Annotated in this window: 22 protein-coding genes; 12 read left to right on the top strand and 10 right to left on the bottom strand. The window is 35.0% G+C overall.

Features of this window, described 5'->3' with window-relative positions; all coding sequences use genetic code 11:
* Window positions 1-18: 18 nt before the first annotated feature.
* Window positions 19-963 carry a hypothetical protein gene (locus tag I6U49_RS04350; protein WP_198627726.1) on the bottom strand — a complete coding sequence of 315 codons (945 nt, stop codon included), beginning with the start codon at window positions 961-963 and terminating at the stop codon, window positions 19-21.
* Window position 964: 1 nt separating this feature from the next.
* Window positions 965-1,558, bottom strand: coding sequence for a hypothetical protein (locus I6U49_RS04345; RefSeq protein WP_198627725.1), 594 nt, complete (start codon window positions 1,556-1,558; stop codon window positions 965-967).
* 218 nt (window positions 1,559-1,776) lie between these two features.
* Here I6U49_RS04345 and I6U49_RS04340 point away from each other — a divergent pair, with 218 nt between their 5' ends.
* On the top strand, window positions 1,777-4,440 hold the full coding sequence (locus tag I6U49_RS04340; RefSeq protein ID WP_198627724.1) for a UvrD-helicase domain-containing protein: 2,664 nt from the start codon (window positions 1,777-1,779) through the stop codon (window positions 4,438-4,440).
* A gap of 350 nt (window positions 4,441-4,790) precedes the next feature.
* Here the strand turns inward: I6U49_RS04340 and I6U49_RS04335 are convergent, their stop codons facing one another.
* Window positions 4,791-6,050: a Y-family DNA polymerase gene (locus I6U49_RS04335; protein WP_198627723.1), complete on the bottom strand. Its 1,260-nt coding sequence runs from the start codon at window positions 6,048-6,050 to the stop codon at window positions 4,791-4,793.
* Between the two features lies 1 nt (window position 6,051).
* The gene (locus I6U49_RS04330) at window positions 6,052-6,468 is read right to left on the bottom strand and encodes a LexA family protein (protein ID WP_198627722.1); all 417 of its coding nucleotides are present in this window, start codon (window positions 6,466-6,468) and stop codon (window positions 6,052-6,054) included.
* A gap of 68 nt (window positions 6,469-6,536) precedes the next feature.
* On the opposite strand from I6U49_RS04330, the gene I6U49_RS04325 reads away from it, so the two are divergent.
* The gene (locus tag I6U49_RS04325; protein ID WP_198627721.1) at window positions 6,537-7,265 is read left to right on the top strand and encodes an SOS response-associated peptidase; all 729 of its coding nucleotides are present in this window, start codon (window positions 6,537-6,539) and stop codon (window positions 7,263-7,265) included.
* Here I6U49_RS04325 and I6U49_RS04320 read toward each other — a convergent pair.
* From I6U49_RS04320 to I6U49_RS04300, 5 genes are all read right to left on the bottom strand, one after another.
* Window positions 7,262-8,902, bottom strand: coding sequence for a type IV secretory system conjugative DNA transfer family protein (locus I6U49_RS04320; RefSeq protein ID WP_198627720.1), 1,641 nt, complete (start codon window positions 8,900-8,902; stop codon window positions 7,262-7,264). The two genes, I6U49_RS04325 and I6U49_RS04320, sit on opposite strands and share 4 nt — an antisense overlap.
* An 11-nt stretch (window positions 8,903-8,913) precedes the next feature.
* Window positions 8,914-9,951: a MobB family relaxase gene (gene mobB, locus I6U49_RS04315; protein ID WP_198627719.1), complete on the bottom strand. Its 1,038-nt coding sequence runs from the start codon at window positions 9,949-9,951 to the stop codon at window positions 8,914-8,916.
* A gap of 7 nt (window positions 9,952-9,958) precedes the next feature.
* Entirely contained in the window at window positions 9,959-10,333 is a 375-nt protein-coding gene (locus I6U49_RS04310) for a BfmA/BtgA family mobilization protein (RefSeq protein WP_198627718.1), read from the bottom strand.
* A gap of 382 nt (window positions 10,334-10,715) precedes the next feature.
* The gene (locus tag I6U49_RS04305) at window positions 10,716-11,165 is read right to left on the bottom strand and encodes a JAB domain-containing protein (protein ID WP_198627717.1); all 450 of its coding nucleotides are present in this window, start codon (window positions 11,163-11,165) and stop codon (window positions 10,716-10,718) included.
* Window positions 11,166-11,238: 73 nt separating this feature from the next.
* Window positions 11,239-11,583, bottom strand: coding sequence for a single-stranded DNA-binding protein (locus I6U49_RS04300; RefSeq protein WP_198627716.1), 345 nt, complete (start codon window positions 11,581-11,583; stop codon window positions 11,239-11,241).
* Window positions 11,584-12,287: 704 nt separating this feature from the next.
* On the opposite strand from I6U49_RS04300, the gene I6U49_RS04295 reads away from it, so the two are divergent.
* Window positions 12,288-12,614, top strand: coding sequence for a YegP family protein (locus I6U49_RS04295; RefSeq protein ID WP_198627715.1), 327 nt, complete (start codon window positions 12,288-12,290; stop codon window positions 12,612-12,614).
* Window positions 12,615-13,212: 598 nt separating this feature from the next.
* Window positions 13,213-14,658, top strand: a complete 1,446-nt coding sequence (locus I6U49_RS04290; protein ID WP_198627714.1) for a sulfatase — start codon at window positions 13,213-13,215, stop codon at window positions 14,656-14,658.
* 402 nt (window positions 14,659-15,060) lie between these two features.
* On the opposite strand, the gene I6U49_RS04285 is transcribed toward I6U49_RS04290, so the two are convergent.
* Window positions 15,061-16,272 (bottom strand): proline dehydrogenase family protein, encoded by a 1,212-nt coding sequence (locus I6U49_RS04285; RefSeq protein ID WP_198627713.1) that lies wholly within the window; start codon window positions 16,270-16,272, stop codon window positions 15,061-15,063.
* A gap of 886 nt (window positions 16,273-17,158) precedes the next feature.
* Between I6U49_RS04285 and I6U49_RS04280 the strand changes: the two genes are divergently transcribed.
* The 8 genes from I6U49_RS04280 to I6U49_RS04245 all read left to right on the top strand — a co-directional run bounded on the left by I6U49_RS04280 (window position 17,159) and on the right by I6U49_RS04245 (window position 26,635).
* On the top strand, window positions 17,159-18,535 hold the full coding sequence (locus I6U49_RS04280; protein ID WP_198627712.1) for a nucleotide sugar dehydrogenase: 1,377 nt from the start codon (window positions 17,159-17,161) through the stop codon (window positions 18,533-18,535).
* Window positions 18,536-18,795: 260 nt separating this feature from the next.
* Window positions 18,796-19,782, top strand: coding sequence for an SDR family oxidoreductase (locus tag I6U49_RS04275; RefSeq protein WP_198627711.1), 987 nt, complete (start codon window positions 18,796-18,798; stop codon window positions 19,780-19,782).
* A gap of 17 nt (window positions 19,783-19,799) precedes the next feature.
* Window positions 19,800-21,053 (top strand): oligosaccharide flippase family protein, encoded by a 1,254-nt coding sequence (locus I6U49_RS04270; protein WP_198627710.1) that lies wholly within the window; start codon window positions 19,800-19,802, stop codon window positions 21,051-21,053.
* Window positions 21,046-22,515, top strand: coding sequence for an asparagine synthase-related protein (locus tag I6U49_RS04265; RefSeq protein WP_198627709.1), 1,470 nt, complete (start codon window positions 21,046-21,048; stop codon window positions 22,513-22,515). Before I6U49_RS04270 ends, I6U49_RS04265 begins: the two co-directional genes overlap by 8 nt.
* Before the next feature lie 37 nt (window positions 22,516-22,552).
* Complete coding sequence (locus tag I6U49_RS04260; RefSeq protein ID WP_193711580.1) at window positions 22,553-23,815, top strand: hypothetical protein; 1,263 nt, start codon at window positions 22,553-22,555, stop codon at window positions 23,813-23,815.
* The gene (locus I6U49_RS04255) at window positions 23,812-24,894 is read left to right on the top strand and encodes a glycosyltransferase (protein WP_198627708.1); all 1,083 of its coding nucleotides are present in this window, start codon (window positions 23,812-23,814) and stop codon (window positions 24,892-24,894) included. The genes I6U49_RS04260 and I6U49_RS04255 overlap by 4 nt, the downstream gene beginning before the upstream one ends.
* Window positions 24,891-26,066: a glycosyltransferase family 4 protein gene (locus I6U49_RS04250; RefSeq protein WP_198627707.1), complete on the top strand. Its 1,176-nt coding sequence runs from the start codon at window positions 24,891-24,893 to the stop codon at window positions 26,064-26,066. Before I6U49_RS04255 ends, I6U49_RS04250 begins: the two co-directional genes overlap by 4 nt.
* Complete coding sequence (locus tag I6U49_RS04245; protein WP_198627706.1) at window positions 26,063-26,635, top strand: acyltransferase; 573 nt, start codon at window positions 26,063-26,065, stop codon at window positions 26,633-26,635. Before I6U49_RS04250 ends, I6U49_RS04245 begins: the two co-directional genes overlap by 4 nt.
* The last annotated feature ends 6 nt before the right edge of the window (window positions 26,636-26,641 follow it).

Raw genomic sequence — 26,641 nt, 5'->3', positions numbered from 1 at the left:
GGTTGTATTCTTTATAAATTAATATTTTGCAGCGATTAACCTTAAATCTTTTTCCTGTTTTGCTAGGATCTTTATAGCTTCTTTCTCATCATCATTCCGCCCCCAAAAGTAGTTAAGGGCGAATGTGCCGCCGATTGAGAATATCCCAAAGTCCATCCAGGCCAATAAAGCTCCTACACTCATTGCAGCAGCTGAGCGGGTACCTCGTTTTATCCCGCTTTGTAGGCCCTCCGCTGCAGATTGTCTACCCATAAGGTATTTTCGGCCTTCGGTCCCTGTAATAATGAGCACAGGTAATGCCGGAAAAATAGTTTCGAGGAAATTTTCAATGGGTGAATCAAATAGTGATTTCACAGGATCGATTAGGGAGCTGGTGATGTCCTCATTAGATATATCGCTGTTCAGAAGGCTACCATTTAAATCGGCGACTTCACTTGTTGAAATAATATCAATGTCGGGATACTTTTCAAAAGCTTCATTGATATAGCTCAGGGAATCGGTAGCTTTGGCCTGGAGTTCTTGAGCAATGCTGCCATCGGCATTAAGTATTTGTAAATCCCACCCGGGTTGAGTAAGAGAATCAGATACTACCGCATACTGGCCTTCTTCCAGCTGAATATCTCCGACCAGTTCACCTGAATTTAATTTATCACGCACATTAAATTCGAATAATTTTCCTTTCCAGTTACTGATGATCCCATCTAGCTGGTCACCTGACATAGCAATGAGGTCGTTCAATTCCAGGTTTGGAAAGCTAGTTTGAAAGGCATCAGCCATTTCTGGGGTGATCTTATTGTAATCGATATAATCGGAAAAGAAAATTGCATTAATGGCGGTTGCTGCGGCTATGGAATCGAGCAATGCCTTTTCTTTCTTTTTAATGTAATGATTGTAAAGGTCTTTTGGATTAGCATTCCAATGAGAGTCGTATGTGGCTTTAAGGTAGGTTATCTTTGGATTCATATTAAAGCACTATAGTTAAAACCAGAATAAAAGCAATAAGGCCAAAACAGCCTATTATTAGAAGTTTATGGGTAGATAACTGATCATGTTGATCTTTAATAATTTTTTTTAGTTCTCTTAGTTCCTCATGTTGATTACCAATTTTGGTTGAAGCGGTTGAAAGATCAGAATTAAGCTTTGAGAGCTCAGATCTTAATTGAATGGTCTTTCCTTGTTCTTCAATTAATCTCGTTTTGAGCTGGCTGAAGTCAGTATGGGATTGGGATACCTTTAAATTTAACTGTTCAACTACGTTGGTCGCTTTTTCAACATCTTCAGATATAACCTTAATTCGTCGTGCGGAGCCAGCAATTTCTCTGTAAAAATTCTCTATTTCAGATTTTCTGTCTTCAATTTTATTAGAAATCTGGAGATTGGATTGTTCCATCTTTTTCGCACCACTGAGAATTCGGTACATATTTTCCTCGAATGCAATATTTTTATCCTGAAGAGATTTTACTTCACGGCGATATTGATTCATATCACTGTGCATTCCAACTACGATAGCGGAATAGGTTTGAGTAAACTCATTAATTTGGTCAGAGACTTTTCCCATATGAAAGCTTGATAAAAGTTCAGTAGAATTTAAAGGGTTAACCCGGTAGGGAGGGTAACAATGGTACAAGTTAGGAAAAATTGGTCAAAAGTTAAAGGAATGTGAAAAAATGAGGGCCATCGAAGAATTCATTTTCTAAAGAGCTTTGAATATTTTTATATAAGTATAATAGTAATTAATACTTTTGTCTGTAACTCCATCTAATACCTACGCCCCCCATGTACTATATTATTGGTTTATTTTCCCTGGTGATATTTTATTTCATTTTTAAGACCATAAAGAAAAATAAAAGAAAACGGGCCGAATTAAGGGCTTTCCAGGAATCTGAAAAAGAAAGGTTATCTAAGTTCATACCGACAGCCGTTCAGTTTGTAAAATCTACCAAAGAATTTTTGCAAAGGGATGAATACTTGTCAAATTATCAGTTGTTTCAACACAAAGAGCAAGTAAGCTCTCTGGCCCATACCCTTAATAATACTGAATATCGAATCCTGCCTGATTTTCAAAACGAAACTCAAATCTTTGATGATTTTCTCAAATCTTTTTCCGGGCTATCTGAAAATGTAAAAGCTCATAATTCAGTCTTCGTAGAAAAAGAATTGAAAGAAACTCAGCATTACTTTAGTGATATTGAAGGAAAATCTTTAGATCACCAACAACGTAGCGCAATAATTAAAAATGAGGACAACAATATTGTGGTTGCAGGAGCCGGAAGCGGGAAAACTACCACTATAGCCGGGAAAGTAAAATACCTCATAGAAAAGTGTAATTACAAGGAAGATGAAATATTGCTTATCAGCTTTACCAGTAAATCGGCTGCTGAAATGCATGAAAGAATTCGAAATAAGATGGGATTAAATATTCCGGTAAAAACATTTCATAAGTTAGGCTTAGAAATTATCGCGGAATCCAGGAATGAGAAACCTTCTATTCTTGGTTTCAGCCAGAAACGAAACCTTGAACTTATTGAAGAATTGCTTTCCGCGGCAAAAAAAGATAGCGAGTATTTCCATAAGCTAAATGAGTTTCTCAGTATCTACTTAAAACCCTACAGGGAGCCGGAAAGCTTTAAAAGTGAAAGTGAGTATTACGATTATCTTAAAGAGCAAAAATTATATGGATATAAAGAAATAAGTTTTGCAAATGGAGAGGGGAGATTCAGAGAAAAATACAAGAGTCAGGAAGAAGTTTTGATTGCAAATTTTTTATTTAGGAATCAGATTGCATATAAATATGAAGAGCCCTATCAATATAAAACGGCGAGCAAGAAATTCGGACAATATAAACCTGATTTTCATTTAACGGATTACAACATCTATATCGAACATTTTGCTATGGACGAGGAGGGTAATGTGCCTTCATGGTTTAGAGGAAGTCAGGAAAGATCTGCTCAAGAGATATATACAGAAGGCATCAAATGGAAAAGGAATGAGCACAGGATGAATGGAACAAAACTGGTTGAAACTTATTCTTATCAACAAAGAAATGGTGTTTTACTGGAAGAGTTGAAGAAAAAACTTCTTCAGAAAGGGGTAAAGTTAAACCCCATGCCGGATGAAGAATTCTGGGAATTCCTTAAATCCAATCATCCCCGGGAAATTAGTGATCTAACTCAATTGATATACACTTTTCTTGTATTGTTGAAGTCGAATAACCAGGATTTACAAACTTTAAAGAGCAACTTAACAAAGAATAAGGATCACAGAGCTGTTCAATTTTTAGAAATTTTCGAACCGGTTTATAATCTATATGAGAATTTCTTAAAGAGCAGAAGGGAAATCGATTTTAGCGATATGATAAATCTGGCGATTAAAGCTATTAAAAATGGGGGATTTGAGTCTCCTTATAAATACATCATTATTGATGAATTTCAGGATATTTCCCAGTCCCGTTATGAATTAGTAAAGTCATTACTTGATATCAGACCGGAGACTAAATTATTTTGTGTTGGCGATGACTGGCAATCTATTTACCGGTTTACAGGTAGTGATATCGGTTTTTTCACTGAATTTGAAAGTAGATTTGAGAGCACTAAAATAAAGGGATATAACAGAAAAACCGAAAAAGGATTTATAGAAAAGACCTATAGATTTAATCAGGAACTGATTGATCTATCCAGTGAATTTATATTAAAGAATCCGAATCAGTTAAGGAAAAATCTTATTAGCGGGAATGATAATCAAGAGGAAGTTTTAAGCATTACCTCCTATTATGAGAATATGGAAGCTGTTTCTGCAGTTGATAAAATTTTAAAGGATATACTAAATAAGACAGAAGGCTTAAATACTTCAATATTGATGTTGGGCAGGTATAATCATGATAGAGAAATATTCAAAAATTCCCAATTGATAATTGGACGGTTTGATACTAATTTGAACAGATACAGATTAAACCTTAGAGACCAACCACAAGTGAAAATTGAATTCATGACGGTACATTCCGCTAAAGGTTTGGAAGCTGATCATGTGATTATTATTAATGGAAAAGGAGGTACTTATGGTTTTCCTTCAGAAGTTGCCGATGATCCTTTATTGAGCATTTTACTTTCTTCTGCCGATCAATATCCTAATGGAGAGGAACGCAGGTTGTTTTATGTTGCATTAACCCGGGCCAGAAAGCATGTTCATTTACTGAAGGACTTAATAAACCCATCAAAATTTGTTGAGGAAATCGATATGGTTGAGCAGGAGGATGATAGGCCCATTTGTGGTTGGTGCGCCACGGGAAGGCTGGATTTGAAAACCGGACCATATGGGAATTTTTATAGCTGTGATAATTATGGTTATTGCAATTATACTATTAGTGAAGAAAACCATCGGAATAAGGAGCAGTATGCTGAATCTTACGATTCTGAAATAAGCGCTGTTAATAATGTGATTTGATTAAGTTTTCCTCAAAATTCAAGAATGAGGTCTGTCATCTACAACTCTGGTTTCCTTGATATTTAAAATCTCTATATCCTTTCCTTGTGGAGTTTCTGTTACAATAGTAACATCATTGGGTTCAAAAAAAATTCTACGGTCAATCAATTTAAACTCTGATCTGTAGATGTTGGGATAAGTTTCAGTAAGAAAAGAGTAATAAACCTCTTGCCCAAAAAAGTTAAAGGGTATAAATAAAAATATTAAGCAAAGAGTTTTCATTCTATTAAAGATATGATATTAAACTCTTTATAATGTTATAGTTAAAAAAAAGCTCTCATAAAAATTTAGAATGAAAACTTCTTTTTTATCTATTTACACTTAATCTTAATAATCTCACCAATCCTGCTGGTATACCGATTTGACAATCTTTCCTGTTTCATCTTCCAGGTGCGGCCAAGATCCATTCCAGCAAATTTCACTTTTCCGTTTTCTACTTTGTTTAGCCGGTCTATAGTTTTCATCAGCAATTGGTGCCTGGGATCTTCTTCAGAAAATAAGGAAAGCTGGCTTTCAGAAGCAGGAGAAATTCCCATTATGATTATCCCTGCTTTTTTGTACTGGTAGCCGGGTTTATATATTTTTTTAAGTCCGTATAAAGCAGCTTTAGTCAAAACCAATGTAGAATGTGTAGGATGGGAAAGTTTAACCACCATATTAGTTCTGTATTGCTTGAGGTCGGTTCTAAAGGGGTTGGTAATTAAGAACACATATACTAAAGTGCAGTTTGAATCCTGTTTGCGAAGTTTTGCCGCAGCTTTGGCTGCATAAGTAGCTACCCGCTCCCTCAGATCATCAAAATCGCTATACATTCTTTCAAAGCTTCTGGTAACCGCAATATTCTTTTTATTCTTTACTTCTTCAAAATCCAGTGTAGATTCGCCAGATAGATCCCTTTTCAGCCGCAAACCCACAACGCTCATTTCTTTCTGAGCATATTCATTGGGAAGCTGAATAAATTCCCAGGCATTTTTCACATTGATATTTAATAATCGTTTTTCATGCTGTCGCCCAATTCCCCATACATCACCAATCTTTGTCCAACGCAATGCTTTTTCTTTCTTTTCTTCAGAATCTATCGCGTAAACACTACCGGTACGATCAGCGAATTTCTTGGCTATCTTATTAGCAATTTTGGCCAGGGCTTTTGTAGGCGCTAAACCAACACTAATTGGAATTCCCGTATGACTTAGAACACGTTCAACCATTTCTTTTCCAATTCGTTCCAGGTCATATAATTCAAAGCCATTAAACTTCAGAAAAGATTCGTCTATGGAGTATATTTCTATTTCAGGTGTAAATTGAGAGAGGATATTCATTACTCGTCCGCTCATATCTCCGTAAAGCGAATAATTACTGGAGAAAACGGAAATTCCTTTAGCTTCAAAATCTTTTTCAAATTGAAAGGCCGGTGCGCCCATTGGAATACCCAATGCTTTGGCTTCATTACTGCGCGCAATAACACAGCCATCGTTATTGGATAATACAACCACTGGCTTATTACGTAAAGAAGGATCAAAAACCCGCTCACAACTTGCGTAAAAATTATTACAATCTACCAAAGCAAACATATTACAGGTCTTTTATGCAGTGCGTCACAATGCCCCATATCACAAAATCATTTTCTGAAGTGACTTTAATGGGTTGATATTTTTCATTTTCAGCTACAAGCCAGATGATATCCTTTTCGATCTTAATTCGCTTAACGGTAAATTCCCCATCTAAGAAACATACCGCGATGTTATCATTTTTGGGTCTTAAACTTTTATCGATTACCAGAAGATCACCATTACCAATTCCGGCACCGATCATACTATCGCCTTCAGCTCTACCAAAGAATGTAGCTTCTTTATTTCTAATGAGTTGTTGGTTGAGGTCAATAATATCTTCTAAATGATCTTCTGCCGGGGACGGAAAACCGGCAGAAATCCCACAAGAAGAAAGTGGCATTATTAAATTATGAAGCGAATATTTTTTGTAAATTTTCATTAATTACGAATTAAGAAACAAAAGTAGGTAAATTTCCAAATAATAGGATATAATCCAAATTTTTTAAAATGTGTTACGAAACCAGTCTTACTAAAAAATTAGCAGCTATTGAAAAACATACCGGTGCTGAACTTTTATATTATGGAACCTACGAACCATATTATCATCTTTCAGGCTATACTCATCCAAACCTTTTTTGCTTACCAATTGAAGATCCTTCACATATATATCCTATGGAGTGGGGCTTATTTCCCAATCAACCAGGGATAGATATTATCGATTTCCGAAAAGATTATAATACCCTTAATGCGAGAGGAGAAAGTTTGCTTCACTCTAAACTTTTTAAAGAACCAGCAAGAAAACGGCGCTGTTTAATCCTGGCGGATGGCTTTTTTGAACCCCATTACCCAAATGATAATTTTAAAGCTAAGCCGGTTCCCAAATATTGTTATTTGGAAAACAGAAAGCTTTTTTGTTTTGCCGGTATTTATAATGAATTTGATGATGAATATTGGAATGTTAGCCTGGTGACTACTGAAGCTAACGATTTTTTTGAAAAAATTCATAATAAGAAAAAACGGATGCCTTTAGTATTAGACCCTGCTTTTGAAGGAGAATGGTTACGGGAAGATTTATCAGATAAAGGCATTTTAGACCTGGTAAAACACGGTTTTATTAAGGAAGAATTTAAATCTCATTCGGTAGCCAATATTTATAAACGTGAGATTAATACCAATACCCCAGAATTTTTAGAACCTGTGGATGATGGAGCAGGGGAACAGGGCAAGTTATTTTAATTTTTTGAAGCCGCTTCATCAGGTTTCGTACTTTTTTTCTTTTCCTTAAAAGACTTACAGATATTACGCACCTCTCTATATATTTTTATATAATTTTCATTGATTTCCTCATCTGAAAAGAATTGCCCTCCTTCAGGCAGTTCCCTTTCAATTAGCTGCTGCTTAAAATGTACTTTTTTATCCTTCCCATCGGCGTATGTGATAAACTCTCCTTGTTTTAAACCAAAAAACACATTCGCTCTTACTTTGTAAATTTCTTTTTCGCCCGTTGATATTTTAGTATCGAAATCTAAACCGGTACCCCGCATTACTGTTTTTGTTTCATCTTTTATAATTTCGAAAAATCGTTCATAAAACCGCGCTGTATCTGGGTCATTAACTTTTCCGAAAAACTGATAGGAAAGATTACTTAAAATTGCCTTACTGGCTTTGTCTCCATACATCATATCATTCTGAATCTTATCCTGCATCACATATACGGTTGCTATATCATAGCTTCTAAGAGTGGCAGGAATACGATGCATATTTAACAACCGTATGGTTGGCGCTTCTTCAATAAGTATGAAAGATGATTTGGAGTGCCTCACGCTCATTTGTTTTACAATAGTATGCATTACCGTAGCGATCACCGGGGAATAGGAGGAATCGTATTTGGGATTATTTACTAGCGAGATTACCGCCGGGTTATCTTTATTATTAATATTTAGCGGAATATCATCTGCAGCCAAAGCCATAAAAATCCGTTTACTGCTAATTTTCATCAAAGCTGTTGAAAGGGTACTCTTTACCCCCGCAGTTTGTTTTTCGGAATCTTTACCGCTTATAAAAGCATCTGCAAATGCCCGTGAAGTTTGGTTTGATTTTAAAAAACCAATAAGCTCATCGGTGTCCAAATATTGATAAATCGCAATGAGGTGAGGGAGGGTACAAAATTTCGGAAATGAAACCTTTAGTTTCCATATTAATCCGGAGATTAGTCCTTGCGCAGCATCATTAAAAAATTTTCCTACGCCTACCGCACCCGATTCTTTTTGTTCCAATAGGTTCTCAATCAAAACACGAGAAACCTCATTAATATCTTCCTCATTCTCCATATACCTTGGTGCAATAGGATTTACCCTATGAATTATTTTATCAAAGGAAAGTATATAGAACTCCAGATTTCGATTTTTAAATAGGGGAAAGGCCATTTCGGTAATCTCAAAATCTTTGTAGTCGTGTATAAGTCCGCAGAAAGAATTTCGGTTGAAATGTTGCAAAAGGTTATATACAACACTTTCTGTTTTACCACTACCTGCAGCACCAATTACAGAAACTCCGCGTTTAATATTATTAATTTTAAAGGATCCACTCTCAGTCTTAAATTGAACCTGGTATTTAGTTTCGATATTTGATTTTTCATTCGTGGAGATAAAAACATAAAGAACCGTATTGCTTAAAATAAGAGGACATCCCAAGTAAAGGGCTATGTTAGCTATTTCCTTTAATGAAGGATCATTCGGTAAAAGTGCCCAAAGGAACAAACCACCTACAAATAGATTCTTAAGAAATGCAAAAGAGGTGATTTTATACATTCGGAAGAAAATCCCGCTCCCGATTGCAATGCATAAGATAATATTTAGAAAATTGACTTCCATAGCTGGTTGATTTAAATTCCTATTGATGCAGATCTTGAAGCTGTTAGGATGCCTTTCTGAATTGTTTTTATCAGTTTCACGCTTAGCTGGGCCTTAGAAAGAGGAATTACAGGCGGCAAGGGGATACCGGTTTCTCTAAGCATTTTTATTGCCAGGGCTTTTTCAGATGCGGGCAATCCCATAATAGCAGAAAAATATGCTTTCGGACTCTTTATAAAAACTTTCCTGGCCTGGTAAGTTTCTACAAAATTACGTTGATATTGAAATTGTTTATCAAATGTCTTTTCTGCTTTTTTGAAAAAATCATCCCTGTTAAATCCTCTTTTCACCAGTTTACCATTCAGTTCAACCTCAGAAGCTTTGTATTTACTACCAGGCGATAGGCTATGGGAATTGGAAACATCCTTTCGGCTTACAATAATATGAATATGGCTCTGTTTTCCATCCTTAAGCATTCCCTGGGCAATACGTTGACCGTTTTGCTGGTGGGGAGCTTCCCTTTCCAAATTAATAATCTGCTGTTCCCTGGATCTTATGCTGCCTTGCATTTCACCACGTTCTATTTTCCGAATTTCATTTTTGAGTTCCAGTATTTTTGTGGCATAAGGCTGATTTTCCCTTACCTGGTAATCGGTGCCTTTAAATGTTCTGTGGTGTTCGATCTTTGCGAAATATTTAATATCGTTTACATTAATTGGTCTACCATTAATCTCTCGATTAAAGCTGGAGGCATAATCTTTCATAATTGCCCTGGTATATTGTTTTAAAGCTTCAGAACTGTTTTGTAGTTTTTTCAACTCATATTGTGATGGGTTTACGGTAATAGAATAAAATTTTGGTTCCATCTTTTCCAGTTTAGCCGTATTGGCATCTATTTCCTTTACAACTATTTCCGGAGAAATTTCATCCTCCTTCTGATTGAAAAAAAGCTCCTGATCCTTTTCTTCTATACCAGGAAGCTGATTCTCTTTTTCCAGGTAATCGACATAATCTGCGGCACTTTGAGAATAATTTGCGCCCAGTTTCTGAGGTGTGATAGTGATATACATAATAGGTTTATTTATAAAAATCGGGATGAGTATCGTCTTCCTCATAGTCCCTTATCCGATTTTCGTAGTTATTTTTGGGATCTGCAGCTTCCATTAGAGATTCCAAAATGCCTAAAGTGGGGTTTACTTTATTTTTCTCTATATCTTTCAAAATTGCGATTACTGCATTTATTCTTTTTTTGACTAGGTTTTCCAGAGTCTGCATTTTTGGACCCATCATTTCATTTGGGGAAATACTATTTATTTCAAAAAAATCGACCATCGATAATAGTGTCATTGATTGGGATTTAGATAAAGCCCGGCTGAACCTTCTAAATTTTTTGGCTACTGAAGTCTTGATCTTAAGAGTCTCGAACTTCTCTTTTTTATATTCTTCATCCATTTTTTAGTAAAATTTCTACCATTTTTCAATGGGTTTCAAAGGTTTTTAGTAATAAAACAACTTCTTTTTAAATTTTATCCTTGAATAAAATTATTTAAATAACTGTTAAACAGCTACTTGTGTTTTAAAAGGTATTTCTTAACGTGGCTTTGCCCGTTACCCTCTTGCTCTACCTTTTCGTCCCGCAGGGACAAAAATTTTGACTATTAAAATGAATTTAATAGCCTTTTAAATGTTTAAAAACTGAATCCTGCTTTTTATGATTTGAAGAGAAAATCTTTGGAGTTAACTATAGAAAAATGAGCAAATGTTTGAGAATTTCGTAAAATCAAAAACGGATCATGAACTTCATAATCCGTTTTTAAAATCTAATTATTTATGGTTATAATATCCCATCATCGGCAAAACTGAAATAATCTCCTTCGGGTGTTAGAATGATGTGATCCAAAACTTTTATATCAAAAAGTTCCCCGGCTTTTTTAATCTTTTCAGTCAGCAGTTTATCGGGTTGACTGGGCTGAAGGGTTCCCGATGGATGGTTATGGGCTAAAATTATAGAGGTAGTTACAGACTTAAGGACTACCGCGAATACAATTCTTATATCCACTAAAGTTCCGGTGATACCACCTGTAGAAAGTGTATAAATACCTTTTACCTTGTTTGAATTATTAAGTAGTAACATTTTAAAACTTTCAAAGAGTTCAATGTTTTGTTTATCCCAATGCTCAAAAAGAAGGTTGGCGGCATCACGGGAAGAAGATATTTTGGGAAGCAATTTTGTTTTAATACTTCCGCTGTAACTTATTGCAATTTCATTAACTTTGGTTTCCATTATTGATTTGTTTAAAGTTAGATAATGAAAGAGGGCGCACTTTTCGACGATGACGCCCTCTTTGTTTTTTGATTTAACTATCCTTTGCGGAGTTACCCAATAAAAGGATCTCATCTACTAGAATTTCGGTGATGTACTGTTTCTCTCCAGCTTCATTGTTATACGTGCGATAAGTTAATTTGCCTTTAATAGCAATTTCCTTTCCCTTAGCGATATACTTACTAGCTAGTTCTGCCTGCTTACTCCAGGCTACAAGCTGGTGCCATTGTGTTTCCTGAGTTTTCTCTCCGTCTTTAAAAAATTGTTCATTGGTGGCCAGAGAGAATCGGCAAACCAACATACCGTTTTCAAACCTGTGAGATTTTGGATCTTCCCCTACGTTTCCAATTAACTGTACTGTGTTTCTAAGCGTTTTCATAACTAAAAGATTTAAAGGTTTATAATTGATTTTTAACTGATTTACTTATTGTATCCTGAGCGTTTTCCTTTTTTGATTTTTTAATTCCGCTTCCTTTTTGTGGATTTGTATGATTTCATTTTTCCGTTTTTAGATTTACTTTCCGTAGCGCCTTCACTGTTACCTTTTTTTGATGCTGATACATTTTCAAGATTTAGAATTAGGGAGGACTTATAAAAAGGGAGCGCAGAAACCGGCTTTATGCAGTCTGGACTAACTTCTAAAACTTGGTATTTTGCATTACAAAAAAAGGTAGTGGCAGTGAAGGCCGGGAATACTTCAAATAGGTAAATGGAAGAGTAGGGAAGGAGCAGGAAGCGGAATTAAATTAATTATGGAATCCAATTTGAGGACTTAAGTGGAAACCAGAACCGAGAATGAAGCATTCCGCCGTTTTTGCGGAATAAGCGAAATGGAAGGTGAAGATTTTTCGCTTGTGTCCGGTGCCAGTGAATGAAGCTCTTTAGCCTGGAGGTACGGAAGGCTAATGTGCTGAATGATTATATAATATTAATTCTCTGTTCTGCGTATTTGTAATTACCAATTCTAACAGTATGTATTAATTGCTATGTGAAATTTAGGCTGATAGAGAAGGCATTGTTAAAGATTTTTATTTGACTCAATTTTCTTATCTTTAAAAAGTACATTAAAAACCAATTATTACTATGGGTAAATTTGAGATTAAAAAAGATAAAGCAGGAGAATTCCGTTTTAACCTAAAGGCCAGAAATGGTCAAGTGATTTTAAGCAGCGAAGGCTACAAAGCAAAGCCCTCTTGTATGAATGGGATAGAGTCTGTTCGGAAAAATTCTCAGTTGGATGAACTTTTTGAACGTAAAGAAACGGCTTCTGGTCATAGATTCAATCTGAAGTCAACTAACGGTCAGGTTATCGGCACAAGCGAAGTTTACACTACCCTAAATGCTATGGAAAATGGAATTACTTCAGTGAAAAAGAATGCACCCGATGCAGGAATAGACGATAATTCTTAGGTCTTAGTTTTTGGATTAATTATAGGTAGTGCTGCTTAAATTATCCTGGTAGCACTATTTTTTTGACTTCAAATAAAAGTTTGGATGAGAGCTTCTAGAACGTTATGCTAATGGAGATAACTAATGCATTTCACTTTTTGAAGGTAGGGTGTTGCAGCCTTTAATTATAATTTCATTTTTTATCGCCAAAGCCAATAATTTTGTATTTTTAGAAAATTGAAGTCAAATTACCACAAATTAGTTTAAAATTAAAGATACCTAAAAGGTGACCTTGAAGCTATAATTCAACGTAATCCTTTCTAGTTCTAAGATGCGCAAGTTAGGTTTGAATCCTGCCGGGGTCACAAAAGTAAAAAGCCTACATGGGAATGTAGGCTTTTTTATTGTTCAAAAGCCGAAGATATTTATATCTTTTAAGCTAAAGATTAGTCTTAGATTTTAATTTTTTTAAGGCAAAAATTATAATATCAGTATCTGTTTAATGTTCGTTATTCTATTTTAGAGGAAATATTATAATAGAGATTTTATTTATGTTAATAGCAGAAAATCACGACGAAAACCCATTAATAGGAAATGATTCAATATAAAGACATCAACAATGATTAGAATAATACTTTTTTCTTTTTTTATAGGTTTAACCACAATTCAGGCGCAAGAATCAAAGAAATATAATGTTCTTTTCATTATTGCAGATGATCTTACCACCACTGCGGTTTCAGCTTATGGGAATCCGGTACCGGAAACTCCTAATATAGATAAGCTTGCTTCTGAAGGGGTGAAGTATACTCGTGCTTATTCGCAATATCCGGTTTGTGGACCATCCAGGGCATCTATGATGTTTGGGTATTATCCAACTGCAAGTACCACTTATGGATATGTGAGTGGAAGAGAAAATATGGGTCCCCACAGAAAATCCTGGCCTCAACTATTTAAAGATAATGGTTATTATTCGGCCAGGGTGAGTAAGATTTATCATATGGGTGTTCCTATAGATATAGAAACAGGTGCTCATGGCGAAGATGATGCTGCTTCCTGGACAGAACGTTTTAACAGTCAGGCAGCCGAATGGAAATCGGAAGGAGAGGCAGAACTGGCACAGAATAATCCTTATGGACATAAGCCACGCCAGGGTGGTAATGTTATGACTATAGTAAAAGCAGAAGGGCATGATACTATTCAATCTGATGGGAAAACGGCAAAAACAGCAATCAACTTAATTAAAAAGCATAAAGATGAACCTTTCTTTTTGGCAGTTGGTTTTGTTCGTCCGCATGTACCGTTTGTAGCTCCTGAAAAATATTTTGAGCCTTATCCCTACCAGGAAATGATATTGCCTCCCCAGGTGGAAAACGATTGGGATGATATTCCGCAACGCGGAATTAATTATGTAACCAGCGTAAATGCAAAAATGACGGAAGCACAGGAGAAAAAAGCTATAGCAGGCTATTATGCCTCTGTTTCTTTTATGGATGCTCAGGTGGGTAAGGTACTACAAACTTTGGAAGATGAAGGTTTGGAAGATAACACCATTGTTATTTTTACTTCAGATCATGGGTTTCATTTAAATGAGCATCGCTTTTGGATGAAGGTAAGCTTACACGAAGAATCGGTTCGGGTACCCTTAATAATAAAAGTTCCCGGGAAAAAACCGGCAGTGAGTCATTCGTTTGTAGAGCTACTGGACTTATATCCAACTGTGGCCAACCTGGTAGGACTTAAGGCCTCTAAAGACCTGCAGGGAATGGATATTGGAAAAACTTTAGATGATCCAGATTTTGAAGTTCGGGATATGATATTCTCGGTAACCCAGGGTGGGAAGTCATTTTTAATTAGGAATAAAAAATGGGCCTATATTCAATATGATGAAGATGCCGGATCGGGCATGGAGTTATACGATATGGAAATTGATCCGCAACAGTTTAATAATTTAGCTTATAATCCTTTGTATTCCGATGTTGTTTTAAAAATGAAGGAGGCGCTTAATTCTAAATTAAGGAAAGTTCGTGACAACGAATTGGGGATAGACTATTCTAGTAGGCAGTAATTTAGTAGGCAGTATTCAGTAAACAGTTTGCAGTTTTATGGATTTTGGTTACCAAAATTCAGCAGCACCTTCCTTTTCTAAGGGAAGGTGGCACATCGTAGAGGTGGTGGAAGGGTTTCTTGTTCAGTACGCAGTAATTCAGTGTGCAGTAGGGAGTCTCAATGAGCAGTAGTTTAGTAGGCAGTTGGCAGTGTTTGTATGCGGTAACTTAGTATGCCGTCCGTGATTTCTGCAAGTTTCTATTTAATGCATAGACCATTAGGCAAATCTTTCCTTATTCGAATAACGAACCAACGAATCTAGAGTTAACATATTAACTATTTAACCAATTAACTAATCACTCAATTCCAAACCTACAAAAGCCTAACGCTAAAAGACTACTTAAAAACAGCCAAGTTCAGCCTAAGCCTGTCTCCTAACGTCGTTTTTACTTGCTTCCGAGGCCATTTTCCTTCTTTTCTTTTCCCTGCGAAGTAGATTAAGCTCTCTGTTGGTTTGTCCTTCAACAGAAGAATTTTCTTCAGCCCGCCTTAAAAGATAAGGAACTACATCTTTAACCGGCCCAAAGGGAACTAATTTGGCAGTATTATAATTTTTGTTGGCAAGATTATAACTAATTTGATCGCTCATTCCGTATAACTGACTAAACCAAACCCTGGGATCGTCTTTAGTAATACCCTGGTCTTCCATAATTTGTAGGGCTAAATAATTACTCACTTCATTATGGGTCCCTATAAAAACTGCGATATCCTCAATATTATCAAGACAATAGGCCAACACATTGTTAAAATGAAGATCGGTTGCTTTTTTATTTTCGCAAATAGGGGATTTCTTGCCGTATTTTTTGGCTCGTTTATTCTCTTTTTCCATATAAGCGCCGCGAACTATTTTAGCACCTATTTTAAAGCCTTTTTCTTTCGCTCTGGAATGCAGCTCTTTTAAATAGTCTAAACGATCCCAACGATAACATTGAAAAGTATTAAAAATTAAAGCCTTTTCAGTATTGTATTTCTCCATCATTTCTTCCATAAGGTCATCGGCTGCATCCTGCATCCAACTTTCTTCGGCATCGGCATATAATCTAACACCGTGTTTATGGGCTTCTTTACATAGATTTTCTACGCGGGCTTTTGTTTTTTTCCATTCTTCCTTTTCGCTATCGTTAAGATTAATATGCGAACTCAGCTTGTGCCATATTTCAAAACTACCCAGTGCGGTGGGTTTAAAAATTGCAAAAGGAATTTCAGTTTCTTCCCTCGCAAATTGTATAAGGTCTTTTTTTATGCGAAATGCTGAATCAAATTCTTTTTCAGTTTTCTTTCCTTCTACAGAATAATCAAGAATACTGGAGAGGTTTACCTGATGCATTTCTTTAATAACCGGTTTGCAGTCTTCTTTACTGGTACCTGCACAAAACTGATCGAAAATAGTATTTTTTATAAGGGGCTGTATAGGGAGCTTTGCTTTTAGGGAGAATTTGGTTAGAAAAATTCCCGGTTTAATGAGGGAAGGAACTCCCATTACATTAAATAGTAACAAGGCTCTGTTAAGTTCTAAATCAGATTTTAATTTAAATGCTGTAGCGGTATCGTTAAAAATTTTTTTCTCAATCATAGGTTAAAACTACCTTTTAATAGAGATTGATGAAAGTGCTTTAGGTAAACTTTAACCCACCTGAAGCTTTGTTGCGAAAAGCAGTAATATTAGTTTGAAATGGAGTATAAAAATAGTTAATAGCCTTCTTGAGTATGTTAAGGTTTTTAGCAATGTTGATTTTATAAAAAATATATAATTGGGGGTATTTTAGGCATATGAAATTTTTTGATTATGAATATTATTAATTTGATAAAAAATTGCTGATTTTTTACATTATTGATCGAGTTTGACTTATTACTAAAAATAAGATCTCTTACTATATATTTTAGTGTTATGAAACTGTTGTCGTTTGATAATGAATGCTCTATAAATTCCTACAAAAATTAACAAGTAAAGCTTGTTTGAGGTTTTTTTACTTCTTTATCTTTGGCAATCTAAACGGAAAGCAAATATTTATTGCTGTTTTTATAATTATTTCTGATTGTTGTCGTTCTAAGATATTACAAACAGATTTAAAGTTGAATTCAGAAATAGTGAGAGTCAAAATGTGACTCACTGTGGCGAAGCCATGTTCAGCTTGCAGTTATCGGCTATGTATATCCATACTAAAACCGAGCACCTAATAACTGTAAACCGTTTGAAATCAAATCTACCGTCTACAGTCTAAAGACTACGGACAAACAAATTAACCTACGGCCCGTTCTTAAGCGGGATTAATTAATTACAACTTTTGCAAAATCCTACAATTGCAAGAGCACTAAAAATGTTTATGGTATAATTCGCAACCGCGTTTCAGCGGAGAAAAATCCTTAAATATTATTTATTAAAACTAAACACTTAAAAAAGTGTTTACAGCTATGCTTTTGTCTAAAAATAAAAAAAATGATAAACCAACTCTCAAAAAATGAAAAAAGACACTAAAATTGCTGTAATTGGCCTGGGCTATGTAGGCCTTCCATTGGCAAGATTGTTTGCTACAAAATTTCCGGTAATCGGGTTTGATATCAATAAAGCCCGGATAGAAGAATTGCGCCAGGGGCATGATAGTACCCTGGAAGTAGAAGATGAAATTCTGCAAAACGTTCTACTTAAATCAAATCCTATTGTTGTTGAACAATTAAACGGAAAAGTCTCGGAAACGGCATCGAGTTCGGGTAATTCTTATCCTGAGCAGGATTTGGAATCTAATACCATTCAAGCTGCTAAAGGCTTATATGTTACCTACGGCCTGGAAGAAATTGCCGATTGCAATCATTACGTTATTACTGTACCAACCCCAATAGATAAAAATAACCGACCAGATCTTACGCCTTTATATAAATCTAGTGAAACTGTAGCTAAGGTTTTAAAGAAGGGAGATATAGTAATATATGAATCTACGGTTTATCCTGGTGTAACAGAGGATGAATGTGTGCCGGTACTGGAAAAGCACAGCGGACTTAAATTCAATGAAGATTTTTTTGTGGGATATTCTCCCGAAAGAATAAACCCCGGAGATAAAGAGCATACTGTAGAAAAGATTTTAAAGGTTACCGCAGGCTCAACCCCTAAAACAGGAGAGCAGGTAGATGCACTTTATAAAGAAGTGATTACTGCCGGTACCCATTTGGCGCCAACAATAAAAGTGGCCGAAGCCGCTAAGGTTATAGAGAACTCCCAGAGAGATATTAATATTGCTTTTGTAAATGAGTTGGCGAAAATTTTCAATATGATGGATATAGATACCAATCATGTGTTGGAAGCTGCTGCTACCAAATGGAACTTTCTTCCTTTTAAACCCGGTTTGGTTGGAGGGCATTGTATAGGGGTAGACCCTTATTACCTAGCGCAAAAAGCACAGGAAATAGGTTATCATCCAGAGATTATTCTTGCGGGAAGAAGAATGAACGATTCTATGGGGAAACATGTGGCTTCAGAAGTAGTGAAGTTAATGTTGAAAAATGAGCTTAAGATAAAAGGTGCCAACATCCTGGTATTGGGAATCACTTTTAAAGAGAATTGTCCCGATGTGCGGAATACCAGAGTGGTAGATGTGGTTGAAGAACTGCAATCTTATGGCACCAAACTTACTATTTACGACCCCCTTGCAAATCCCGAGGAAGTAAAACATGAGTATAATTTGGAAACCACCCGTGAGTTACCCAATGCTAAATATGATGCGGTGGTCTTGACAGTAGCTCACCAGGAGTTTTTAAGTTTAGACCTAGATCCTTTAAAAAATAACGCTGCTATTGTTTATGATGTAAAGGGCGTTTTAAAAGAAGTAGACGGGAAGCTTTAATCTGGGTGTAACCCTGATGAAAATTTGGGACGCTGGAACTGACGAATTTGGTAAGGCAAATTTCGTCAGTTTCAGTGAAACTTAAAATAATTAAGTTTTGAGTATTATTTTCAGGATTACGCAGCCAGAAAGCACTGGAAGGTAGCATTCATGATTTTAAGCGATAACAAAAAACGATTGGTATCAGTTCGAATAAAAGTATAAAATGCTGATACATTATGCTTTGTGTCGAGAACAATACCGAGAACACAAAATTATATATGAATTACACTAATTTAACAAACAAAAAAATACTGGTCACAGGTGGAGCCGGGTTCATTGGCTCCAATTTATGTGAAGAGCTCTTAAATAGAAAAGCTAAGGTAACCTGTCTCGACAACTTTGCAACAGGGCATAAGTATAATCTTGATGCAATTATGGCTCACGAAGATTTTACATTAATTGAAGGAGATATTCGTGATTTGGAAACCTGTAACAAAGCGTGCAAGGATCAGGACTATGTTTTACATGAGGCTGCTTTGGGTTCGGTGCCGCGTTCTATTAACGATCCAATTACCAGTAACGAGGTAAATATTAATGGTTTTTTAAATATGCTTGTGGCCGCTCGCGATGCAGAAGTAAAGCGTTTTGTATATGCTGCAAGTTCTTCAACTTATGGCGATTCTGAAAATTTGCCCAAGGTAGAACATATTATAGGAAAGCCTTTATCTCCCTATGCTATTACTAAATATGTAAATGAACTTTATGCCGATATTTTTAATGATGCCTATGGCTTAAACACTATTGGCTTACGCTATTTTAATGTCTTTGGTCGCAAGCAGGATCCCAACGGTGCCTATGCGGCGGTAATCCCAAAATTCGTTATTCAATTAATGAAACACGAAAGCCCTGTGATTAATGGCGATGGCACCTATTCACGCGATTTTACGTATATCGATAATGTTTTGCAAATGAATATTTTAGCATTGACTACTGAAAATAGAGAGGCGGTAAATCAGGTGTATAACACGGCGGTAGGGGATCGTACTAATTTACTGGAGCTTACTGAAATGCTTAAAACGCACCTGGCAAAATATGATGAAAAAATAGCTGATATAGAAATTAAACACGGTCCTAACCGCGCCGGCGATATCCCGCATTCTTTGGCCTCTATCGAAAAAGCAAAAGAAAAATTGGGCTACGACCCGCAGTTTAAAATTGAAGCAGGAATTAAAGAAGCTGTGGACTGGTATTGGGAGAATTTGTAATTTATAAGATCGTTTAATTGAAGAATAAGTTAAAATCTTTATTGAAGAATAAAGATAATAGGACGTTGATTGAAAATTTCTTTTCTCTTTCTGCTTTACAAGTTGTTGGTCTAATTTTGCCCTTAATAACGCTTCCTTATGTTTTAAGAGTAGTTGGCTTTTCTAATTATGGAATTATTGTTTTAGCCGCATCTTTAATTGCTTATTTCCAATCTGTAACAGATTTTAGTTTTAAAATAACTGCGACTAGAGATGTAGCTATATTTAAACACAATCAAAAAAAATTAAACCTAATTTATAGTAAGGTAATAACCATAAAAGCAATATTCTTACTTCTATCTTATCTTCTTATTACGGTTATTGTGTTGGTTTATCCTCCCTTCAGGGAAGAGATGCTTGTTTTCTTTTTATCGATGCCTCTTCTTTTGGGATATGCATTATTTCCTGAATGGTTTTTTCAGGGTATTGAAAAAATGAAGTATATCACATTCCTAAACATTGGTATAAAAGTCTTCTTTACGGTATGTGTTTTTATCTTTCTAAAGCAAAAGGAAGATTATTGGATATATCCATTTTTACAAAGTGCCGGTTTTGTTGGTGCTGGTTTGGTAGGACAAATAATTTTATTGAGAAAATATAAATTAAAGTTTGTCTTTTTAAAAAAAAGACAAATTAGGAATACCATACAGGAGAATATTCCAGTATTTGTGAATCAGTTTGTACCTACGCTTTACAACAATACTACAACTTTTTTATTGGGGATTTTAACTACTACTAACCTGGTAGGTATTTACGACGCGATAAAAAGGATAATAGATTTAGCTGTTAAAGTAATAAATATATTATCGAGAGTCTTTTTTCCTCTTATCAATAGGAAAAAAAATGTTTTTGGAAACTATAGGAAACTAATATTAATATTCACTTCTATATTAAGTATAGGAATATTATTGATTCACCCTTATTTATTTTGGTATTTAAATATAGACTATCCTGATGCACTTTTGATACTTATCATTCTAGTTGTAGGAATCATAGGCTTTTCTCTTTATGATATTTTTGGGTTGAATTATTTTATAGTAAAGCGTAACGATAAATTGGTAATGAAGAATACGATTAGAGCATCCTTAATTGGACTTGTTTTGGTATTTCCGCTAATTAGCTTCTTTGGAATTATTGGAGCAGCTATAAACTTAAGCTTTTCGAGATTGATTATGGGAGGTGGTATGTGGTTTAAGTATTTTAAAATGAAAAAAATCTATGAACATGATTAATTTTAAATATTATAATCATCTTGGTTTTCATAACCCTTACTACATATGGGAAGACCAGAATATTAAGTTATTTGAAGATTTTGATAAGGTAATTAATAATATAGGGGAAGAGAAGTATATAGATTTTACAGCTATAGCTCAGGTTCTAAGTAACGGTTATATTTTGGGTGACCGAACTATAATTGAGGGAGTTAGAAAGTCTCCCTGGATGGCAAGGCCAAAGGAAGATTTTAAATCCTGGTCTTATTATAGTGTTCCAAATCATTTTGAAAAAGAGTTCTCTAGGGAAGAAATTGTGGACACCTTTTTTGGTCTACTCAAAGAGGAAATGGAAAACTATTTGCACGATGGGAAAAATATAGGAATTCTGCTAACCGGAGGGATGGACAGTAGGATTGTGGCTTGTGTGCTTAAGAGTCTTATAGATAGTAATATTATAGATAAAGATGTTGAAGTTACTGGTATTACCTGGGGGATGCCGGGCAGTAGAGATGTTGTGTATGCTTCTGAGATAACACAGATGTTTGGCTGGAAATGGGAACATTTGACGGTAGATACTGTACAATTGAATAATAACATCGCTATAACGGCAAGTATGGGGTGTGAGTTCTCTCCACTTCACTTACATGCTATGGAGAAAGTGCCCAATTTTAAATATTTCGATTGTATTTTAGCAGGTAGTTTTGGTGATAGTATTGGAAGAGGAGAGTATTCAGGAGTGAAGGTTAATGCTTTGGGAAAATATACTGAAGACACTAAGAACTTTTTTGGTTTGCTTAGAAGTGATTTTAAAAACTTTGTAAAAGAAAACAATATAGCAGATATTCAAAACTATCATAGCCTGTTTCCTCAAGATAGGCCGTATCAACAAACAGAGCAAGATTATCAGCTACACTATATGCGACGCATGTTAAATTCTTGTATGTCTTTAATAGATAGAGAAATTCCTTTATACCAAATGTTTACGGCTCCCAAGGTTTTCGGTTTTATCTGGTCTTTAAACCCTCATTTAAGAGATGACTTAATTTATAAGAGGATTTTAGAGAAATATGAGCCTAAATTATTGAAGATTCCCTGGGCTAGAACTGGATTAGTTTATCCCGATAAGGAAGGAGAACCAGATGGCCTTTCTAAAAGTCATCATAACTACGGAGAATTATTTAGAAAAGAACTTTTACCATCTTTGAAAGATCAAATTCTTTCAAATGAGATTTCTCAACTGGGAATATTTGATATGAAGTTGCTTTCCAAATTAGTGAAGTTGTGTTTCAAAAAACCTATAAAGGGAAGTCATACCTACGAAGAAAAACTTATTTGGATTGCCAGTCTCGCTCAATTTATAAAGACTAATAAAGTAAAATCGAATTATAGCGTTAAACCATTTAAAGCAAGTTTAAAGAACTACTCTAATGGTGTAATTGAGTATAATGCTAAGTACTATAAAAGAAAATTTAACCTCTAACTTCTGGTATAGCTTTAGTTAGGCTCCTTTTATTTATATGGATTTAGTAATTAGTCTATCCAAATTATTCCTGGGAATTTCTTTTTTCTATAGTGTACTTTCAGTATTCCAGCTTATAAGAAAAAATCATCTTTCTGGATATTTAATAGTACTACCAATAATATATTTATTTTATGTTATTCCATTGTTTACCGATTGGTTATTTAATTTACAATTTGATAGTTACTGGTATATCAAACAAGCTTTGCAGGATAGTTCAACCCAAGTAATTTACAATTTCTATATAGGGGCTTTTGTTTTGGTTTTTACCTTTTTAGCAAGGTATAAACGTAGTTTTGGAGAAGACAATTATTTCTTATCTGGATTTTCCTTGATAAGGATTTACAATAAATATAAACTAATAATATGGCTGATAATTGTTAGCCCGCTTTTAGCGGTTTTCATCTCAGGTAATCCTTCTTATTATTTAACCTACTCTATTTTTAAGTCGGATATGGAAGCGCCACCACTCCATATTTTGGTTACTAAATTTTGTTTTTTAGGTGTACTTTTTTCAGCATTAGTGATTTCGGTTTTGGGCTTAAAGGAGAAAGAAAAGCTTACAGGTTCCAATTTACCTTTACGTGTACTTTTGTACTTCTTTACATTTAGTGCTATATGGATCCATGGGAAAAGAAGTATTGTGGCTATTTTCTTCGCTGCACTATTTATCATGTTTTTCATTACTAAGCTATATAATGGAAAAAGAATTTTAAAACGTTTAGTTCTGTTTGTTTTCTTTTTTATAGGCTTTAACTCCTTTTATGGTAAAAATATCTCCAATGATTTTAGCGAGACATACAAGCGATTACGAATGGATTATAGTAGGGATTATAGTGTTAAGTTTTCAATATATAATGACCTAATTATTGAGAGAAACATATTGCCCAACCAATTTGATTCTTACATTTTTAATGTTTTACAATTTGTGCCTAGAAGTTATTGGGAAGAAAAACCATATCCTTATGCTGTTTATTTTACTAATGCTGTTTTTGGCGATTTTGGGTCCTATCACTTGTATGGTTGGGGTTTTACAACTAACATAATTGCGGAAGCAATATCTAATTTAGGAAGCTTTGGCTTTCTTATAGCTCCACTCATTATTATAATCATTTTACATTTTGAATCAAAAAGTAGAAATGCAATTTTCAAACTACTGTCCATAGTGATTGCAGTCTTATTATTTGTTTTACAACCCGCAAGTTTTGCTATAATCATAGTGTTTTATATGATTTTATTCTTAAAAAAGCAGTACCGATGAAAAAAGTTGCTTTCCTGGTAACAGGGCTCAATTCAGGTGGTTTAGAAAACTACTTACTTCGCTTCCTTACATTTTATGAAAATAAGATTGATGCTACTGTAGTCTGTAAGGGAGGTTACATAGGTATATTGAAAAAGGATTTTGAAAATCTCGGTGTGAATATTATTCCGATAGAAATCGGTTATTTTAATGCTGCAAAATTTTATGAGTTATATCAAATCTTAAAGAAGGGCGAATTTGATTCGGTATGTGACTTTACCGGTAATTTTGCTGCAATTCCACTTTATTTAGCAAAATTAGCTGGGATAAAAAATAGGCTTGCTTTCCATAGGGGGTCTAACAATAGATTTAAAGAAACTCCTATTAAAATGGTCTACAACAAGGCCATTAATAAGCAGTTACCTATCGTAGCTACTTCTGTGTTGGCAAATTCTAAAGCCGCTATGAACTTTTTCCATAATGGTATATGGAAAGACGACCCTAAATTTGAAGTGATCTACAATGGGATAAATGCCTCCCGGTTTTTAGACAGTGATGAAAACTTACGTAACGAGCTGAAAATTGACAAAGAAGCTTTTGTTGTTGGTCACGTGGGGCGTTACAATGAAGCTAAAAATCATAGAACCATTATTGAGGTAGCCATAGCACTTTGTAAGAAACATTCCAATATTTTATTTCTGCTTTGTGGTAATGGAGTAGATACGGAATTAAAAGCTAAAGTAGAGGCCGAAGGTTTAGAGGGGCAAATAAAGTTGCTGGGATATAGAAAGGATGTGGTAAAGGTGTTAAATACTTTAGATTGCTTTTATTTCCCCTCAATTAATGAAGGTCAACCTAATGCTTTAATAGAAGCGATGGTGGCTGGGCTTCCCTTTTTAGCTTCCGATATCGATCCTATAAAAGAAACAGTGCCAAAAGAGTTACACCATTGTCTTGTGTCACCTTTAGATATTGACCTGGCCGTAGATAGATTATTGGAAATTAAGGAAGATAAACCTAACAAATTAATATTAGCAGATTGGGCAATCAGTCATTTTTCTGCAAAAAAATGGTTTGATAAATTTTATTTGAAATTATGAAAATTACAATTGTTACAGATCATCGGTTTTTTAATCATCAAAACCAGATATATGATGATTATGTTTTTGACTATAATTTTTTTAAGAACTATTTAGATGTTTTCGATGAAGTTGAAGTGGTGTGTAGAGTGCAAGAGATAAATGATCTAGATTGTAAACTAGTTAAATCTAGTGGCCCTAAAATTAATTTTATTGCTTTACCAAATGAGCATGGTATTAAATGGTTTTTAAATGTTCAGCGCTATATCAAGAAAAAGTCATTATCTATTTTTAATACAGATTGCTTCTGCTTTAGATTACCATCAATGGCAGCCTGGGAAATATTTCGTTTAAATAGATTAAAGCGATTACCTTTTATATTTGAATCTATTGGTGATCCTGAAGACGCTATGGTTTCTTCTGAAGATTCTGTGGTAAAAAGAATACCCAGTAAGGTTTTTGGACACATCCTAAAAAACAGAAAGAGAGAGATTGTATATGGTGCAGAATCTGGAAGCTATGTAAGTATAGCTCATTTACAGAAAAAATATCCAATACAGCAGGGTAAAAGCACAGAATCTATTTCAAGCATTCGATTAGATGACCAATATATTTTACAGGATCGAAAAATATTTGATTTTGAAAAATCAATTAAAATCATTCATATCGGTTCTTTTATACCCTTAAAAAATCAGAAGGACTTAATCCAATCTTTTAAGATTCTTTTAGAACAATACCCGCAGGCTAAACTGGATTTTATAGGGGATGGCCCAACAAGAGCTTCTTGTGAACAGTTAGTTCAAGACCTACAGCTTTCTTCAAAAGTGTCTTTCCATGGGCAGGTTACCGGTTTTAATAATATAGTGAACTTATTGGATAAGGCTCATTTTTTTGTTCTCCCTTCTTTTAATGAGGGAATGCCCAGGGCACTTATAGAAGCTATGGCAAGGGGGTTAGTTTGTTTAGGTTCAGATAGAGGTGGGATTTCGGAATTATTAGAGAGCGAATATCTGTTTTCTGTTGGAGCATATAAGCAAATAGCGGATAAATTAAACGGGATCATAAGTGGCTCTTCGGCCGAGAAGCTGGAAAAAATAAGTCTAAGAAATATTAATACTGCAAAAGGTTTTGAAAATTCTATACTTCAAGCCAGGCGTAATAAATTACTAAAATCATTAAGAAATACTTTATGAGAGAGTTAAAAAATCAATTGAGGTATGTGCTTCCTTTGTGGTTTGTTTTTTTAATAACAAGTTGGTTCCCAGATAATAGGCTTACTATTAGATTTAGAGGTTTTTTGGCAAGTTTTTTTATGAAGAAATGTGGTAAGAACTTTACAATTGCTAAAGGTGTTATAATAAATAATCCACAAGGTTTAGTAATTGGTGATCATGTTTATATAGCTAAGGGCTGTTGGTTAAATGCAATGGCTGGATTAACAATTGAAGATGAGGTTATTTTCGCTCCTTACGTTGTTATTAGTACTACACAACATGTTTTTGATAATAATTCGGTGCGTTTTGGTGGGAGTATAGCAAACCCTGTTTTAATTGGAAAGGGGTCCTGGTTGGCTTCTCATGTTTCAGTTAAATGTGGTGTTGAAGTTGGTAAGGGCAATTTAATTGCTGCGAATGCATCGGTTACCAAAAGTACGCCCGATTTTAAAATACTAGGCGGTGTTCCTGCGAGGATCATTAAGGATAATGTAGATACAAAACCATCGTTCTCCTCCAGGGCGGAATTCGAAAAATCAATCAAATAATTAAGC

Origin of the sequence: Salegentibacter maritimus (assembly GCF_016236915.1) — a bacterium.
Lineage (GTDB): Bacteria > Bacteroidota > Bacteroidia > Flavobacteriales > Flavobacteriaceae > Salegentibacter > Salegentibacter maritimus.
This window is presented reverse-complemented; position numbering and strand designations above follow the sequence as displayed.

Excerpts from the sequence above, each read along its gene's own strand:
- I6U49_RS04295 (WP_198627715.1), top strand. The coding sequence starts at position 12,288 with ATGGGTAAATTTGAGATTAAAAAAGATAAAGCAGGAGAATTCCGTTTT.
- I6U49_RS04285 (WP_198627713.1), bottom strand. The coding sequence starts at position 16,272 with ATGATTGAGAAAAAAATTTTTAACGATACCGCTACAGCATTTAAATTA.
- I6U49_RS04330 (WP_198627722.1), bottom strand. The coding sequence starts at position 6,468 with ATGAAAATTTACAAAAAATATTCGCTTCATAATTTAATAATGCCACTT.
- I6U49_RS04345 (WP_198627725.1), bottom strand. The coding sequence starts at position 1,558 with ATGGGAAAAGTCTCTGACCAAATTAATGAGTTTACTCAAACCTATTCC.
- I6U49_RS04310 (WP_198627718.1), bottom strand. The coding sequence starts at position 10,333 with ATGGATGAAGAATATAAAAAAGAGAAGTTCGAGACTCTTAAGATCAAG.
- I6U49_RS04260 (WP_193711580.1), top strand. The coding sequence starts at position 22,553 with ATGGATTTAGTAATTAGTCTATCCAAATTATTCCTGGGAATTTCTTTT.
- I6U49_RS04245 (WP_198627706.1), top strand. The coding sequence starts at position 26,063 with ATGAGAGAGTTAAAAAATCAATTGAGGTATGTGCTTCCTTTGTGGTTT.
- I6U49_RS04275 (WP_198627711.1), top strand. The coding sequence starts at position 18,796 with ATGAATTACACTAATTTAACAAACAAAAAAATACTGGTCACAGGTGGA.
- I6U49_RS04340 (WP_198627724.1), top strand. The coding sequence starts at position 1,777 with ATGTACTATATTATTGGTTTATTTTCCCTGGTGATATTTTATTTCATT.
- I6U49_RS04280 (WP_198627712.1), top strand. The coding sequence starts at position 17,159 with ATGAAAAAAGACACTAAAATTGCTGTAATTGGCCTGGGCTATGTAGGC.
- I6U49_RS04320 (WP_198627720.1), bottom strand. The coding sequence starts at position 8,902 with ATGGAAGTCAATTTTCTAAATATTATCTTATGCATTGCAATCGGGAGC.
- mobB (WP_198627719.1), bottom strand. The coding sequence starts at position 9,951 with ATGTATATCACTATCACACCTCAGAAACTGGGCGCAAATTATTCTCAA.
- I6U49_RS04325 (WP_198627721.1), top strand. The coding sequence starts at position 6,537 with ATGTGTTACGAAACCAGTCTTACTAAAAAATTAGCAGCTATTGAAAAA.
- I6U49_RS04300 (WP_198627716.1), bottom strand. The coding sequence starts at position 11,583 with ATGAAAACGCTTAGAAACACAGTACAGTTAATTGGAAACGTAGGGGAA.
- I6U49_RS04305 (WP_198627717.1), bottom strand. The coding sequence starts at position 11,165 with ATGGAAACCAAAGTTAATGAAATTGCAATAAGTTACAGCGGAAGTATT.
- I6U49_RS04290 (WP_198627714.1), top strand. The coding sequence starts at position 13,213 with ATGATTAGAATAATACTTTTTTCTTTTTTTATAGGTTTAACCACAATT.
- I6U49_RS04250 (WP_198627707.1), top strand. The coding sequence starts at position 24,891 with ATGAAAATTACAATTGTTACAGATCATCGGTTTTTTAATCATCAAAAC.
- I6U49_RS04350 (WP_198627726.1), bottom strand. The coding sequence starts at position 963 with ATGAATCCAAAGATAACCTACCTTAAAGCCACATACGACTCTCATTGG.
- I6U49_RS04335 (WP_198627723.1), bottom strand. The coding sequence starts at position 6,050 with ATGTTTGCTTTGGTAGATTGTAATAATTTTTACGCAAGTTGTGAGCGG.
- I6U49_RS04255 (WP_198627708.1), top strand. The coding sequence starts at position 23,812 with ATGAAAAAAGTTGCTTTCCTGGTAACAGGGCTCAATTCAGGTGGTTTA.
- I6U49_RS04265 (WP_198627709.1), top strand. The coding sequence starts at position 21,046 with ATGATTAATTTTAAATATTATAATCATCTTGGTTTTCATAACCCTTAC.